Annotated in this window: 17 protein-coding genes and 1 tRNA gene; 5 read left to right on the top strand and 13 right to left on the bottom strand. The window is 63.6% G+C overall.

Annotated features, from left to right (window positions below; genetic code table 11):
- Positions 1-5: 5 nt before the first annotated feature.
- The 10 genes from CLG96_RS02900 to CLG96_RS02940 form a co-directional block, all read right to left on the bottom strand.
- On the bottom strand, positions 6-914 hold the full coding sequence (locus tag CLG96_RS02900) for a LysR family transcriptional regulator (protein ID WP_107966800.1): 909 nt from the start codon (positions 912-914) through the stop codon (positions 6-8).
- A gap of 107 nt (positions 915-1021) precedes the next feature.
- On the bottom strand, positions 1022-1183 hold the full coding sequence (locus CLG96_RS18600) for a hypothetical protein (protein WP_165799497.1): 162 nt from the start codon (positions 1181-1183) through the stop codon (positions 1022-1024).
- A 21-nt stretch (positions 1184-1204) separates the two neighbouring features.
- The gene (locus CLG96_RS02905; protein WP_107966333.1) at positions 1205-1804 is read right to left on the bottom strand and encodes a cysteine hydrolase family protein; all 600 of its coding nucleotides are present in this window, start codon (positions 1802-1804) and stop codon (positions 1205-1207) included.
- 89 nt (positions 1805-1893) lie between these two features.
- The gene (locus CLG96_RS02910; protein WP_207796537.1) at positions 1894-2376 is read right to left on the bottom strand and encodes a cyclophilin-like fold protein; all 483 of its coding nucleotides are present in this window, start codon (positions 2374-2376) and stop codon (positions 1894-1896) included.
- Positions 2377-2547: 171 nt separating this feature from the next.
- Positions 2548-4737: an aldehyde oxidoreductase molybdenum-binding subunit PaoC gene (gene paoC, locus CLG96_RS02915; RefSeq protein ID WP_107966334.1), complete on the bottom strand. Its 2190-nt coding sequence runs from the start codon at positions 4735-4737 to the stop codon at positions 2548-2550.
- Between the two features lie 3 nt (positions 4738-4740).
- Complete coding sequence (locus CLG96_RS02920; protein ID WP_107966335.1) at positions 4741-5691, bottom strand: FAD binding domain-containing protein; 951 nt, start codon at positions 5689-5691, stop codon at positions 4741-4743.
- Positions 5688-6323, bottom strand: a complete 636-nt coding sequence (paoA, locus tag CLG96_RS02925; protein ID WP_107966336.1) for an aldehyde dehydrogenase iron-sulfur subunit PaoA — start codon at positions 6321-6323, stop codon at positions 5688-5690. The genes CLG96_RS02920 and paoA overlap by 4 nt, the downstream gene beginning before the upstream one ends.
- A gap of 236 nt (positions 6324-6559) precedes the next feature.
- Complete coding sequence (locus CLG96_RS02930; protein ID WP_107966337.1) at positions 6560-7693, bottom strand: XdhC family protein; 1134 nt, start codon at positions 7691-7693, stop codon at positions 6560-6562.
- Positions 7593-8285 (bottom strand): RibD family protein, encoded by a 693-nt coding sequence (locus tag CLG96_RS19090; RefSeq protein WP_107966802.1) that lies wholly within the window; start codon positions 8283-8285, stop codon positions 7593-7595. The genes CLG96_RS02930 and CLG96_RS19090 overlap by 101 nt, the downstream gene beginning before the upstream one ends.
- Before the next feature lie 17 nt (positions 8286-8302).
- A complete protein-coding gene (locus tag CLG96_RS02940) occupies positions 8303-9070 on the bottom strand; it encodes a glucose 1-dehydrogenase (protein WP_107966338.1) in 768 nt (255 codons plus the stop codon).
- 208 nt (positions 9071-9278) lie between these two features.
- Here CLG96_RS02940 and CLG96_RS02945 point away from each other — a divergent pair, with 208 nt between their 5' ends.
- Positions 9279-9578, top strand: a complete 300-nt coding sequence (locus CLG96_RS02945) for a (R)-mandelonitrile lyase (protein ID WP_243395578.1) — start codon at positions 9279-9281, stop codon at positions 9576-9578.
- Between the two features lie 290 nt (positions 9579-9868).
- Here CLG96_RS02945 and CLG96_RS02950 read toward each other — a convergent pair.
- Positions 9869-9959 (bottom strand) — tRNA-Ser (locus CLG96_RS02950).
- Positions 9960-10035: 76 nt separating this feature from the next.
- Between CLG96_RS02950 and CLG96_RS02955 the strand changes: the two genes are divergently transcribed.
- Positions 10036-10959 carry a peptidylprolyl isomerase gene (locus tag CLG96_RS02955; RefSeq protein ID WP_107966339.1) on the top strand — a complete coding sequence of 308 codons (924 nt, stop codon included), beginning with the start codon at positions 10036-10038 and terminating at the stop codon, positions 10957-10959.
- 52 nt (positions 10960-11011) lie between these two features.
- Here the strand turns inward: CLG96_RS02955 and CLG96_RS02960 are convergent, their stop codons facing one another.
- Together CLG96_RS02960 and CLG96_RS18925 are read right to left on the bottom strand one after the other, a co-directional pair.
- On the bottom strand, positions 11012-11233 hold the full coding sequence (locus CLG96_RS02960; protein ID WP_243395579.1) for a hypothetical protein: 222 nt from the start codon (positions 11231-11233) through the stop codon (positions 11012-11014).
- A gap of 149 nt (positions 11234-11382) precedes the next feature.
- Complete coding sequence (locus CLG96_RS18925) at positions 11383-11550, bottom strand: hypothetical protein (RefSeq protein ID WP_207796538.1); 168 nt, start codon at positions 11548-11550, stop codon at positions 11383-11385.
- On the opposite strand from CLG96_RS18925, the gene CLG96_RS02970 reads away from it, so the two are divergent.
- The 3 genes from CLG96_RS02970 (at position 11549) to CLG96_RS02980 (ending at position 13569) form a co-directional block, all read left to right on the top strand.
- Positions 11549-11782, top strand: coding sequence for a Rossmann-fold NAD(P)-binding domain-containing protein (locus tag CLG96_RS02970; protein WP_107966340.1), 234 nt, complete (start codon positions 11549-11551; stop codon positions 11780-11782). The genes CLG96_RS18925 and CLG96_RS02970 overlap by 2 nt on opposite strands.
- A 163-nt stretch (positions 11783-11945) precedes the next feature.
- Positions 11946-13025 carry a YfiM family protein gene (locus tag CLG96_RS02975; protein ID WP_243395626.1) on the top strand — a complete coding sequence of 360 codons (1080 nt, stop codon included), beginning with the start codon at positions 11946-11948 and terminating at the stop codon, positions 13023-13025.
- A gap of 121 nt (positions 13026-13146) precedes the next feature.
- Complete coding sequence (locus CLG96_RS02980) at positions 13147-13569, top strand: fosfomycin resistance glutathione transferase (RefSeq protein ID WP_107966341.1); 423 nt, start codon at positions 13147-13149, stop codon at positions 13567-13569.
- The last annotated feature ends 47 nt before the right edge of the window (positions 13570-13616 follow it).

Genomic DNA, 13616 nt, shown 5'->3' on the forward strand with positions numbered 1-13616 from the left:
CGTCTCTACAGGCCAAGTGGCCGCAGTTCGCGCACCAGATCGATGAACAGGCGAAGGGCCGACGGAAGCTGACGCCTGCTCGAATAATAGATGTGAAAGGCAGGCCCGACCGAAACCCAGTCGTCGAGGACCGTGCAGAGGGTGCCGTCTTCGAGCGCCTGGCGGACCATCGGCTCGGCAAGGTACATCAGCCCCGCGCCTTGCTTGACCGCGGGCAGTGCCACCTGCCCCTGGTCGATCGTCAGCGCGCCGGGCACGTTCACGGCCAACTGCTCGTCGCCGCGCTCGAATTCCCATCGGTAGATGCGGTCGTCACCGGTGCGGATCTGCACGCATCGATGCGCCTGAAGATCGTTCGGGTGGGTGGGTGTGCCGAACCGTTGCAGATAGGCAGGCGCGGCCACGACGAGCCAACGTATGTCCGCCGACAGGCGCTGGGCGACCATGTCTTCGGGCACGGTGCCGCCGTATCGGATTCCAGCGTCGTAGCCGCTGTCGATCACATCGATCATGCGGTTGCTGACCGAAATCTCGATCTCCACATCCGGATAGCGTTCGAGGAAGGTGGCCAGCACCGGCGCCACGAGATAATCGGCCGCCTCGGTCGGCACGCTCAACCGGACGCGGCCGATCGGCGCGTCGCGGAAGCGGTTGAGGACGTCGACAGCTCGGCCGATCTCGTCGAACGGCTCAAGGATAGCGGATTGGAGCGCTTCGCCGGCTGCCGTCAGGGTGACGCTCCGGCTCGTCCGGTTGAGGAGGCGAACGCCAAGTCGCTCCTCGAGACCTTTGAGCGCATGGCTGAGCGCCGATGCGCTGATCCCGAGCTCGAGCCCCGCGCGCCGGAAATTCCGGTGCTTGGCGATCTCAAGAAAGTAGCTGAGGTCGGCGAAGTCTGATCGACGAAATTGCATTCCTTTCAGCCCTTCCTCCTCCAATCGACTTGGCGCGTTTGCTTCATATTGCCTTTGTCATCGACGGGACACCGCCGAAGCCGCGACTCGAATTTGCCGACCAATGCTCAGCCGGCGAGAGACGCGTTGTCGTTGACCAACTGATACTTCACGTCGCTGCGCTGCATGCGGTCGGAGGCTTCTTCACCCCCTCGCGCCGGGACCATTTCGGTGGCAGCGACGATCCCGTGGCGGGAGCAGAAGTCGAGCATGTCCTGAGCTGAATGCATTCGATGACCCTCGCTGGAAGCCTATTGCAGGGCGGCCAGGAAGGCGTCGTGCGTCATGGGCTGCGAGAACATCGCGAAGTCCTTGCTCACCGCCATCTGCTGCTCTTCCTCGCTGAGGGCGGCGGTGCAGTCGGTGAGCGTCACCACGCGATAGCCGCGCTCATAGGCCGAGCGCATCGTCGACTCGACGCAGCAATTGGTCAGGAACCCCGCCAGCACGACATGGGTGATGCCGCGGGCACGCAGGATGAAATCGATATTGGTGCTGGCAAAGCAGTCGAGCCCGCGTTTCCCTTCGATGACGATATCGCCCTCGACCGGGCTCAGTTCGTCGATGATCTGGGCGCCCCAGCTGCCCTTGCGGAAGGCGTTCGACGCAAGCACGCCCGCGAGGATGCCATAGGGCTCGGCAGGGATCTCGGGATAGCCTTCGGCAAACGAGATGGGCGCATGCATGATGGTGACGCCCCGGGCACGCGCGGCTTCGACGGTGGCCAGGCTGTTGGCGAGCATGTTGCTGCTCTCCATCACGGCCTGGACCGCTGCATGCTGGACGCCGCCCTCCTTCACGAAGTCGTTCTGATATTCGATCAGGACGAGCGCGGTTGTGCGGGGATCCATAGTAGCTCCAATCGGTTCGTGTTGCCGCGCCGCCTCAAGTCATCTGAGGAAGGCGGTCGAGATATTTGTCGAGCGTGATCGAGGACCTCTCAATCCGCGCGCTCGATCCGCGCGGAGAATGAACCGCTCCGCATCAGTGCTTGCTGGCCAGACACGATTCTGCCCATCTTGATCAGGTCGCGGGACGGCTCATATCCCTTGTAGAAGATGGCAATGTTCCCCCAGGGAACATAATAGGTGATGTCCCACACATTGGCTGCATAGTCCGTCGTCCGGCCTTCGGTCGAAAGCCGCCGGGGGGCGAGGTGGCTGATCTTCTCGCGCCCCGCAAAATCCTCGAACTGCACGGTCATGGGCAGCAGCGCGACGAAATCGCGCGAGGTGGGGTTATCCTCCAGCACCGCTTTGACGGGGGTGCCATCGACGATGATGTTCATGGTCATGCTCATACGTTTCGATTCCTGCCTCGGAGGCATCTGGGCTTCGACCTGATTTCCAATGACGGCCTGCGGGACCATCATCGGTAGCACCAGCGCGAGCACGATGACGAGGGGCAGTGCCAGCGCCAGCATTCTACGCGAACGCCGATTCATTTTTCGCTCCCTTGTGAGAACGTAAGGCAATAATCGCCCCCTTCTCCTCGCCCCGCGGGAAAAGCCTGGGCGACGGCGCAGAACCTCATGCACCAGGACCTGGACTGCGCGGAATGGAGAACTATCTGCGCATTCATCGGACACCCAGCCTCACGCCATCTGCGGCAGACGATCGAGATATTTGTCGAGCGTGATCGGATAGTCGCGCACGCGCACGCCGGTGGCATTGTAGATAGCGTTGGCGACCGCGGCGCCCACGCCGCACAGGCCGAGCTCACCGATACCCTTGGCCTTCATCGGAGACACGATCGGGTCCGTTTCGTCGAGGAACACGACCTCAAGATGCGGAATGTCCGCATGGACCGGAACCTCGTAGCCGGCGAGATCATGGTTGACGAAAAAGCCGAAGCGCTTGTCGACGGCCAACTCCTCCATGAGCGCGCCGCCGACTCCCATGGTCATCGCGCCGATCATCTGGCTGCGCGCCGAGATCGGGTTGAGGATGCGTCCGGCCGCTGCGACAGCGAGCATCCGACGGATTCGCGTCTCGCCGGTCGCCATGTCCACTGCAGCTTCCACGAAATGCGCGCCAAAGGTCGATTGCTGGTAGGTCTTCTCCAGATCGCCCCATTCCATCCTGTCCTCGGCCACGATCTCGCCGGCCTTGGCGGCGTCGGCGAGAGCAACCGATCGATTGCCGCTGCGAACCTGGCCATCGGCGAAGGTCGCCTCGCTGGCGTTGAAGCCGAGACGCTGCGCGACCGCCTCGCGCAGTTTCACGCATGCGGCATAGACGCCCGAGGTCGAGCTGTTCGCACCGAACTGGCCGCCCGATCCGGAGGAGACAGGGAAATTGGAATCGCCCAGGCGCACGACGACCCGATCGAGGTCCACGCCCATCATCTCCGCCGCGGTCTGGGCGATGATCGTATAGCTGCCGGTGCCGATATCGGTCATGTCGGTCTCGACCGTGACCATGCCATCGTCGCCAAGACGGACGCGCGCACCCGAGGTGAAGTTCATATTGTTGCGAAAGGCGGCGGCCATGCCCATGCCGACGAGCCAACGCCCATCGCGCACGCTGCCGGGCTTCGCATTGCGCCGGTTCCAGCCAAAGCGCTCGGCCCCCTGGCGCAGGCATTCGACGAGCTGGCGCTGCGAAAATTTGCGGCTCGGGTTCTCGGGATCGACCTGGGTATCGTTGACGATGCGGAATTCCACCGGGTCCATGCCCAGCTTTTCCGCCATCTCGTCCATCGCGATCTCGAGCGCCATCATGCCGGGTGCCTCGCCGGGCGCGCGCATGGCATTGCCTTCCGGCAGGTCGAGTACCGCAAGCCGCGTCCGGATCAGGCGGTTGGCACCCGCATAGAGGAGGCGACTCTGTTGGACGGCTACTTCCGGGCCACCGCCAGGCTGGTCGCCCGACCAGCTTTCATGGGCAAATGCAGTGATCTTGCCGTCCGGGGTCGCACCCAGCCGGATAAGCTGGATGGTTGCCGGGCGATGGGTCGTGTTGTTGATCGAGAAGGGGCGCGGCATGGCGACCTTCACAGGACGTTTCGCGGCACGCGCGCCCAGTGCTGCCATCACCGCCTCGCTGCGCAGGAACAGCTTCCCGCCGAACCCGCCGCCGATATAGGGCGACACCATCCTGACCTTCTCCGCCGGAATGCCGAGCGTGGTGGCCAGATCGGTCCGTCCCCAGTCGATCATCTGGTTGGACGTCCAGACGGTTAGTTGATCGCCCTCCCAGGCCGCGACGGTCGCATAGGGCTCCATCATCGCATGGCTGTGGTCGGGCGTCGTATAGGTGGCATCAAGCTTGACGGGCGCGGCGGCATAGGCCTGATCGAAATCGCCGACCGTGGCGCTCGGTTCTGAGGGGCCGGCGTCGTCCTTCGCTGCCGCCAGGTCGAAACGTCCTTCCGCCCGCGCATATTGTACGGTGATGAGGCTTGCCGCGTGGCGGGCCTGCTCGAAGGTCTCCGCCACGACGATCGCGATCGCCTGATGGTAGTGATCGACCTCGGGACCACCCAGAAGCTTGGCCGTGTTGAATTTACCTTTGCCGAGCGGGCCGGCGTCGGCTGCCGTGACAATCGCCAGCACGCCGGGCGCCGCCTTGGCATATTTAAGGTCCATGGACGTGATCCGCCCCTTGGCGATCGCGGCCCCGACAATGAAGCCGTAGGCCGCGTTCGGGGCCACATCGTGATGCTCATAGGCATAGGGCGCGGTGCCCGTCACCTTGAGCGGACCGTCGATGCGATGGGTCGGCTTGCCGACGACGCGCAACTGATCGATGGGGTTCTGGCCCGCAGGCGTGTCGAACTTCATGGGTCAGCCTTTCGCTTCTGCCATCACCGCGCCGAGCGTGCGCTCGACCAGGGTCAGCTTGAACTCGTTGTGATGCGTGGGCCTCGCGCCGGCGAGGAGCTTCGCGGTGACCGCCTTGGCTCCCTGCGGCATTTCCGCCTCGGCCGCTTCGACGCGCCAGGGCTTGGGCGCGACGCCGCCGACCGCCACGCGCCCGGTCCCGTCCTTCTGGATGATCGCCCCGATCGAGATCAGGGCAAAGGCATAGGACGCCCGGTCGCGCACCTTATGATAGATGTGTGTCCCGCCGATCGGCCGGGGAAGAGTGACGGCGGTAATGAGTTCGCCCCGCTCCAGCGCATTCTCGATATGGGGCGTGTTGCCCGGCAGCCGATGGAAGTCCGCGATCGGGATCGTCCGCGTGGACCCGTCCGCCTTGATCGTCTCGACCGAGGCGTCGAGCGCGCGCAGCGCGATTGCCATGTCGCTCGGATGCGTGGCGATGCAGGCGTCGCTGATGCCGATCACGCCGAGCTGGCGGCTGAAGCCGCCGAGCGCCGCGCAGCCCGAACCGGGTTGGCGCTTGTTGCAGGGCATGTTGGTGTCATAAAAATAGGAGCAGCGCGTCCGCTGGAGCAGATTGCCGGCGGTTGTCGCTTTGTTGCGCAGCTGCCCCGAGGCGCCGGCGACCGTGGCCCGGCTGATCAGGCCATAGTCGCGCCGGATGCGTGGATGGGAGGCAAGCGCCGTGTTGCTGACCAGCGCGCCGACCCGGACGCCGCCGTCCTGCATATCCTCGATCTTGTCGAAACCTAGGCCGTTGACGTCGATCAGGTGGGTCGGGGTCTCGATCTCGAGCTTCATGAGATCGAGCAGGTTGGTGCCTCCGGCGATGAACCTGGCGCCGGGCCGGCCCGCAACCTTCGCCGCAGCATCCCGGGCCGATGTCGCGCGTTCGTAGGTGAAGGGCCTCATGCGCCATCTCCTGCGACTTCGGTCATCGCCTCGAGGATGTTGGAATAGGCGCCGCAGCGACAGATATTGCCGCTCATGCGTTCGCGCATCTCCGCGTTCGTGACCTGCGGCGCTTCGGTCAGGCTTGCCGTGACGTGGCTCGGAACGCCGGCCCTGATCTCGTCGAGCACGGCGACGGCCGAACAGATCTGGCCGGGCGTGCAATAGCCGCATTGAAAGCCGTCATGCCTAACGAACGCCGCCTGCATCGGATGCAGCTTATCCGGCGTGCCCAGGCCTTCGATCGTGGTGATGCGGTCGCCCTCGTGCATGACGGCGAGGCTGAGGCAACTGTTGATGCGCTCACCATTCACGATCACCGTGCAGGCGCCGCACTGCCCATGGTCGCAGCCCTTCTTGGTGCCGGTCAGGTGAAGATGATCGCGCAGGACGTCCAGCAAGGTTGTGCGGGTATCCACCTCGAGCTGGCGGCGTTTGCCATTGACCTCTAACGAGACCGGCATCGCAGGCGGGGGCGATGCCGGAACAGGTTGGGCGGCGTCGAGCTGGGGCGTGGTTGCGATCGCCATCGAAGCGGCTCCTCCTGCCAGAACTCCCCGTCTCGACACCGCAATGGGACCGGAATTGTCCATTTGCCTGTCATCCTTTCTGTGATCGCCGCCAGATGGCTGGGTGGGGTTTGGATATTTGATCGCCTCGGCATCGCGCCAGCGAATATCCGCAAACCTGATTTCTCTCCGGTCTATGTTATTGAGTCCTCTCCCTTGGGATTAGAGCCGGTTCATTTGATGCACCGATGAGGAGATCTCAACGAAGCCGCCGGAACGGTCGCCCCGGGCGAGCCTATCCGTCTGGTTTCAAGCGCGATTCAGGCATCTTCCGTCCATTGAGCCGATCGTCGTTGCTGGTGGCAGGCAACAATCTGGCTCAGCGTCGAAAGCGCTAGCGTATCAGGATCGCGTGTTGCTGGTATGAGGCCGATCGGGCCGGTGATGCGCGCGAGAGACGATGGCGGCACGCCGCGCTCGGTCAGCGCGGCAAGACGAAGGGCATGGGTTCGCCGGCTCCCCATCGCACCGATGAAGAAGGCGTCCTGCTCCAGTGCCTGTTCCAGCAGCTCGCTCTCCCAGTCATGGTCGTGGAAGAGCGTTACGACCGCTGTGTCCTTGTCGCTGCGCAGATGGGGCGAGCGTGCGGGCGTCTTGAGCAGCCAGGACTGCGCTCCCAGGCGGTCGACGCTCTCGACGATCGTCTCATCCGGGCTGAGAATGACCACATCCGCGCCATAGCGGCATGCGAGCGCCGCCAGCGCTTCGGTCTCCGCACCATGGCCAAGGATGACGATGCGAAGCTCCGGGTCATGCCGCACGACGAAATGATCGCCGTCCCATCCTGCCGGGCGATCATCGGAAGCGGGACTGACCGCCAGCAGGCCATCTCTGCCAAGCGCGAGTCGAATGGGCGTCCGCTGTTTCAACCCGCCCAGCGCCTGATCGAGAGCGGCAGGCGACGGTTCCGGCGTGATGAGGAGGTCAAGGCCGCCGCCACAGGGCAGTCGGATATCGATGAAGCGGGATCCGGCTCCAAGGCGCAAGAGTTCGGTCTGGCCGTTCTCGATCACGCGCTTCGCCTCGCCGACGACCGCGGCCTCGACGCATCCGCCCGAGATCGAACCCCGATAGACGCCGGTTTCGCTGACGGCCATATGCGTGCCGGGCGAACGCGATGAACTCCCGATCACGTCAGTGATCGTGACGAGCGCTGTCCGTTCCCCATGCTGGGATCGATCCATCAGGAACCGGAATATGTCGGCCGCACCCTTCACGATTTTCTCGAACGGCTTTGAAGCTCCGGGCCGCCTGCAGTCGGTTGTCTGAACACCGGATTCACGGCGCGCCACCTCAGCCGTTCTCGACCCGATAGCGGAGCCAAACGGCACCATCCGCCATGCTCTCGCAGCTAAGGAGATGCATGGCACGAACCGGGGCGAGCCGATCCGCATCGGCCGCCAAAGAGTCGAAAACGCTTGGCGCTCCGGCCGCGCCATCGACAGTGGGCCAGACGATGAGACTGATTTCGTCGACCAGACCTTCGCGCAGGAAGGCGCCGTTCGCTATGCCGCCGCCCTCGAGGATCAGGCGTTCGACACCGAGTTCCCGATTGAGGATTTCAAGCGCGCGAGGAAGATCGATGCTAGTCTCGCCGGCGAAGAGGTAGGAGACGCCGTCCGACCGGAGCCCGGCCAGATGTGCGTCGGAGACCTGCTCGGTGAGTATGACCACGATGGGATCGCCACCGATATCCGATCGTCCCCACGCGATCTTGCCGGCTGCGTCGAGCACGACGCCATAGCCGGACGCGCCCCGCTGGGCGATCCACGGCTCGCGGGGGAAGACCGCCTCAGAAGGCGCCGGATAGGTTTCCGCCTTCGCGAACTCCTGGCCGGTGACCCGGCCAACGAGCCAGGCCTGGCCGCCGAGCTCATGATGGAGTCGGTCGTACAGGTCACCCTCGCGCACCTGCGGTCGCCACCGGCTCGGCAGAATGCGTCCGTCGATGCTGGATACCATGTGGCAGATGAGGTAGGGCTTCACGAGACGCTCCCTGCCGCTCAAACCGTCTGACCGCCGTCGATGACCATCGCGTGGCCGACGACGAAAGCGGCGGCGTCCGAGCATAGCCAGACGACGGCTTCGGCGATCTCCTCGGGTGTTCCCGGCCGGCCCACCGGCTCGGCATTGGCCACCATCTGCCGCCCCTCCGGGGTGCCGCCGGTGAACCGCTCCATCATGGGGGTGTCGACGAAGCCCGGGCAGATGGCGTTCACCCTTATGTTCGACTTGGCATAATCGAGAGCGGCGGACTTGGTCAGCCCGATGAGACCATGCTTGGCAGCGACATAGGCGGCCTGCCCAGCGAAGCCTCTGACGCCCGCGCCCGAGGAGGTGTTCACGATGACGCCCCCGCCTTGCTTCACCATGTGCGGAATCTCATGCTTCATGCACAGGAACGTGCCGCGCAGATTGATATCGACGATCCGATCCCATTCCTCCACCGAAAGGTCCGCGGTCGCGATCATGCCTTGCTCGACACCGGCATTGTTGAAGGCGAAATCGAGCCTTCCGAATGCTTCGACGGTGTGAGCAATCGCTGCCTCGACCTGATCCGGCTGCGAGATGTCGCACTTGAGCGCGATCGCTTGCCCGCCGCCCTCTTCAATCAGACGGACCGTCTCCTGAATGGAGTCATCGGTGCGTCCGACGACGGCCACGCTGGCGCCTCTGCGCCCAAAGGCGAGAACCGCTGCCCGCCCGATGCCCGTTCCAGCCCCGGTCACGAACGCGACCTTGCCGCTGAAATTTCCGTCCTGATTGGCCATGTTGCTTAATCCTTCCGGTTCTGCCTGCGACGCTCTCGAGGGGTCTGCGGCTCAAGTTGAGAACCTAGTGAATGCTTCGGGCACGACGAGCGGGGTTCCGCTCCATGGCCCGGTGAGCAGAATTCAACGCAGGATGGTGGCTATACTATCCGAGGCCTGCCCCGTCCCTCTGGCCGGCCCGAGGGACGCCAACAATGAGCGGCGCTCATTGGCTCAGGTCGACATTTTCGAGCCCGAAGCCAGGACTGCCTGGCATACCCATCCACTTGGGCAGACCCTCATCGTTACGTCGGGCGTGAGCTGGACGCAGTGCGAAGGCGGGCCGATCGTGGAGATCCGGGCCGGCGACGTGATCTGGTGCCCACCCGGCTGCCGTCATTGGCACAGCGCCACTCCTACCACTGCCATGATCCACATCGCCATCCAGGAGGCGCTGGACGGAAAGATGGTCGACTGGATGGAGCACGTCACCGACGAGCAATATTCGGTCGGCGCGGTGCAACGGTGATGCAAAAAGGCTGGGCTTGGGGCACCAAGAGTGACCAAGATCGATCGACGAATGGCGTTTTGCCTGTGCGCTCGCATCCGTCAGGTGGCATCACGCAAACGTCCGCTTTTCCTACGTTGCTGCCGAAAGTAGACTTTCCACTTCCGGCCATCTTTTATCAATCGGCGTCCATGATCGAACGGTTGTCCACCAGTCGCTCTTATCGTCGGGAAATAACGCATCAGGGCGTGTAATCAGCGGTGTAGCCTATACTGCTTGGTGACAGCTTTGTGCGGCAATCGGCGGGGGACTGGCGGAGCGGGAGGGATTCGAACCCTCGAAGGGCTGTTAACCCTTACACACTTTCCAGGCGTGCGCCTTCGACCACTCGGCCACCGCTCCGTCCGCGCTGGAAGCCGTGCCCACTATCGTGCGCGGAGCACTTCCGCAAGGTAGGTCGCCATGCAACAACGCCTCGATGGTATATTATTTGCCCCGCACGGCCCTCCGTGCCCTCGCTCCGGCCATGTCGCTGCTCGGCCTGCTCGCCCCGGGAGCCGGCGCGCAAGCCCCCACCCCTGCCCCGCTCACCCCCGCCAAGATCCTCGCCGATGCGCCGCCCGGCGCCTGGCGGAAGGTGGCGCCCGAAAATCTGCTGATGATGACGCTCGCCGGCGGCGGCCGCGTCGCGATCGAACTTGCGCCTGAATTCGCGCCGGCCCATGTCGCCAACATCGTCCGGCTCGCCCGCGCCGGCTGGTTTGATGGCACCAGCATAAATCGTGCGCAGGACAATTATGTCGTGCAATGGGGCGATGCGACCGAGGCCAAGCCGCTGCCCGCAGCGATCGTCGCCAATCCCCCCGCCGAATATGAGCGCCCGGCGGCGGGCCTTGCCTTCGATGCGCTGCCCTATCGCGATGCCTATGCGCCGCGCATCGGCTTCGTCGCGGGGCAGCCCGCCGCGGCCGAGGGCAATATCGCCTGGCTCGCCCATTGCTATGGCATGGTCGGCGTCGGCCGATCCAACGCGCCCGATACGGGCACGGGTGCCGAGCTTTATGCGGTGATCGGCCATGGCCCGCGCCATCTCGACCGCAATATCGCGCTGGTCGGCCGGGTGATCGACAATATGGGCGATCTCGCCGCGCGCCGGCGCGGCACGGCGGCACTGGGCTTCTATGCCGATCCGGCGGAGCGCGAGGCGATCGTCTCCGTCCGCCTCGCCGCCGATCTGCCGGCGGCGGAACGACCGGCCTATGAAGTGCTGGGCACCGACAGGCCGGCCTTTGCCGCCTGGGTGAAGGCGCGCGCCAACCGCAAGGATGATTTCTTCATCCGCCCGGCGGGCGCGGTCGATCTGTGCAACGCCCTGCCCCCGGTCCGCAAGGCGGGCGGCTGAAAGCGGTTCGGGCAATTCCGCCCGAACCAGACCCAAAAATCAGGCCCAAAAATCAGGCGACGTAGATCCCGTCGGGATCGAACCGCCCCCCACCCGGCTCGCATAGCGGCAGGGCCACGGTGCAAAAGGCGCATTCCGCCGAAATACGGCCGACATACCAATGGCTGCGGCCGCAGCCGGGGCAGATATTGCTGCCTCCAGGACGATAGAAAACCGCATAGCCCCGCATACGCGGATCGAAAGGTGCTGCGCGGGTCATTGTCGCATAGGGCATGGCCGAACTCCCCTTTCCTGCTCGATCAACGCCTCCACGCCGGATAGGTTGCCCTTATGCTGCGACGAAATACAGCGTGGAGAGTTCCTGCGCGATTCCCACCCGGCACCGCCGATCGCATTGACAAGGATCGACGGAAATGCGTCGGATCAGCACGCCCTCTCATAGGTCCTGCGTGCGGCTGCCACCTGCTCGCGCCGTTCCAGCGCCGATGAGGCAAGGGCGCTGATCGGCCTCAATATATCGCGGCCCATCTCCGCCAGTTCATAATCCACCCTGGGCGGGATCGTCGGCGTGACCGTCCAGAGCCCCGTCATGGGCAAGGATTATTCCGGCTCGCTCGAGCTGGTGGCACGGATGCTGAGTGGCAAGCTGCCCGGCCTGCCCCGGCGTGGGTTCAGCATCGTCGATGTTCGCGATCTGGTGGACATCCACCTCAAGGCGATGACGCCCCCAGAGGGAGCGGGCCAGCGCTTCATCGCGGCCGGCGACGCAGTCGATCATCGACTGCGCACAAAACCTGATACGCGAGCAGCTGGTCTGAGATAGAACAGCGCCCCACGCGAAGCTTGCCATAGATGAGCGGCCATAATGTCATCCTCGACGCACGAAATTCAAAAAATAATCCAAAATGCCGCCTCCTTCAGATTGACAACAGGAAACGCTGCAACATTAAGCCCTTGGCAAGATGAACGGAGTAATCGCGTTGAAGATGGTCGGGATGTTGCGCCTGCGCGGCGGGAAGCGGGCGCGAAGCTTGATCAACCCTTCCTATGTCGCCTGCTGGCTGTTGATATGCGGACTCGCAACATGGGGCCCCGCCCACGCCCAAAGCCTTGCGACAGCGGACCTCGCCAGCCGCCGGGAAAAGTCGGAGTCATCAGGACGGAACATCCAAGCCGATATGGCGATGGCCTCTATGCCGGGTGCAGAATGGGATCTCGCAAATGCCGAAAGCGGCTCTCCCTCGCCGCCCGAGGCGATAGTCGGCCCGCTGCCATCAGAAAACCCGCAACCTGCGAACGGCAACAAGCGCTACGCATCGTTCGGCAGTCAGGTGGGAACGGTCCGATGGGAGACGGCGGGGATTTTCGCCTATATCACCGCCTCTCAGATCGCGGTCACCAAGGGCACCCGATCCTTCCACTTCCAGGACGAGGGGTGGTTCGGCAAATCGACCAAGAATCTGGGCGTCGACAAGCTGACGCACGCCTATAATAGCTATCTGCTCACCGAGCTTATCCAGGCACGCATCAACCGGAAAACCGGCGGCGCCAGGGGAAGCGCGCTTACCGCCGCGATCCTTGCATCGGGCTTGATGGCCTATAGCGAACTCTATGACGCGCACAAGAAAAGCAGCGGCTTCTCGATCCAGGACGTAATCTTCAATACGGGCGGCGCGACATTTTCGGTCCTCCGAAACACGATTCCAGGCATGAAGGAGAAGGTCGATTTTCGCCTACTGCTGATGCCCAACTCCGAAATCTATACCTTCAAGGGGAAGGAGCATTACGCGCAGCAAAGATTTCTTCTGGCGGTGCAGCTATCGGGCTTTGAAGAATTTCAGAAAAGCCCTTTGCGCTTCGTCGAGCTCCACGCCGGCTATTATGCCAAGGGCTTTACCGCGCGCGACCACGAGCAAGGAGAAATTCCCCAACGCAAGCTGTTTTTCGGGCTTGGCCTCAATCTCAAGGAATTGTTCTTCAAAACGCCCCGATCGAAGATCGGACGTGCGACCGGACAGGTGCTCGATTACATTCAAATCCCCTATACCGCCATTCATGTGGACTGAGTGGCGACAGGCCCCCAATCTAAAGCATGAGAGGGCGTTGGCGCAGCCCTACCATCCGCTTTCCACCCTGGACGACATCGGGCGTTCTCGGCTCCTCAGGCATCGATGATAGAAGGACGGCATGAGCGAGCCGAAAATATCGGGCCTGAACCATCTGACGCTGGCAGTAGGCGAACTGGAGCGGTCGATAGGCTTTTACTGCGATCTGCTTGGCTTCACATTGCGCGCACGATGGGCGGATGGGGCCTATCTGGAGGCAGGCGCCCTCTGGCTCTGCCTGTCCTGCGACAAGGATGCGCGGACAAGCCCGCACCCGGACTATAGCCATGTCGCATTCGACGTCGCTCCGGAGGCGTTCGACGCGCTCAGCGAGCGGGTGCGCCGCGTCGCCCGCATCTGGAAGGAGAATCGCAGCGAAGGCCCTTCGCTCTATTTCCTCGATCCGGATGGGCACAGGCTGGAGCTTCATGTCGGCTCGCTTGCATCACGCCTGGCACATTTTCGGGCCAATCCCGCCCCCGGCCTCCACGTCATCGACGCCTAGGATCTTCTGCGCCCGATCACCGGCACCCGACCGCGCTTAGCCTGAGC

Source organism: Sphingomonas oleivorans (genome assembly GCF_003050615.1).
GTDB lineage: Bacteria > Pseudomonadota > Alphaproteobacteria > Sphingomonadales > Sphingomonadaceae > Sphingomonas_H > Sphingomonas_H oleivorans.

Coding starts and splice junctions, on each gene's coding strand:
- CLG96_RS02905 (WP_107966333.1), bottom strand. CDS start 1,804: ATGGATCCCCGCACAACCGCGCTCGTCCTGATCGAATATCAGAACGAC.
- CLG96_RS02960 (WP_243395579.1), bottom strand. CDS start 11,233: ATGCCCTATGCGACAATGACCCGCGCAGCACCTTTCGATCCGCGTATG.
- CLG96_RS02975 (WP_243395626.1), top strand. CDS start 11,946: ATGGTCGGGATGTTGCGCCTGCGCGGCGGGAAGCGGGCGCGAAGCTTG.
- CLG96_RS02980 (WP_107966341.1), top strand. CDS start 13,147: ATGAGCGAGCCGAAAATATCGGGCCTGAACCATCTGACGCTGGCAGTA.
- CLG96_RS02920 (WP_107966335.1), bottom strand. CDS start 5,691: ATGAGGCCCTTCACCTACGAACGCGCGACATCGGCCCGGGATGCTGCG.
- CLG96_RS02940 (WP_107966338.1), bottom strand. CDS start 9,070: ATGGCCAATCAGGACGGAAATTTCAGCGGCAAGGTCGCGTTCGTGACC.
- paoA (WP_107966336.1), bottom strand. CDS start 6,323: ATGGACAATTCCGGTCCCATTGCGGTGTCGAGACGGGGAGTTCTGGCA.
- paoC (WP_107966334.1), bottom strand. CDS start 4,737: ATGAAGTTCGACACGCCTGCGGGCCAGAACCCCATCGATCAGTTGCGC.
- CLG96_RS02955 (WP_107966339.1), top strand. CDS start 10,036: ATGGTATATTATTTGCCCCGCACGGCCCTCCGTGCCCTCGCTCCGGCC.
- CLG96_RS18925 (WP_207796538.1), bottom strand. CDS start 11,550: ATGACGGGGCTCTGGACGGTCACGCCGACGATCCCGCCCAGGGTGGAT.
- CLG96_RS02910 (WP_207796537.1), bottom strand. CDS start 2,376: ATGCTGGCGCTGGCACTGCCCCTCGTCATCGTGCTCGCGCTGGTGCTA.
- CLG96_RS02900 (WP_107966800.1), bottom strand. CDS start 914: ATGCAATTTCGTCGATCAGACTTCGCCGACCTCAGCTACTTTCTTGAG.
- CLG96_RS02970 (WP_107966340.1), top strand. CDS start 11,549: ATGGGCAAGGATTATTCCGGCTCGCTCGAGCTGGTGGCACGGATGCTG.
- CLG96_RS02930 (WP_107966337.1), bottom strand. CDS start 7,693: ATGCGGATCGGCTCGCCCCGGTTCGTGCCATGCATCTCCTTAGCTGCG.
- CLG96_RS18600 (WP_165799497.1), bottom strand. CDS start 1,183: ATGCATTCAGCTCAGGACATGCTCGACTTCTGCTCCCGCCACGGGATC.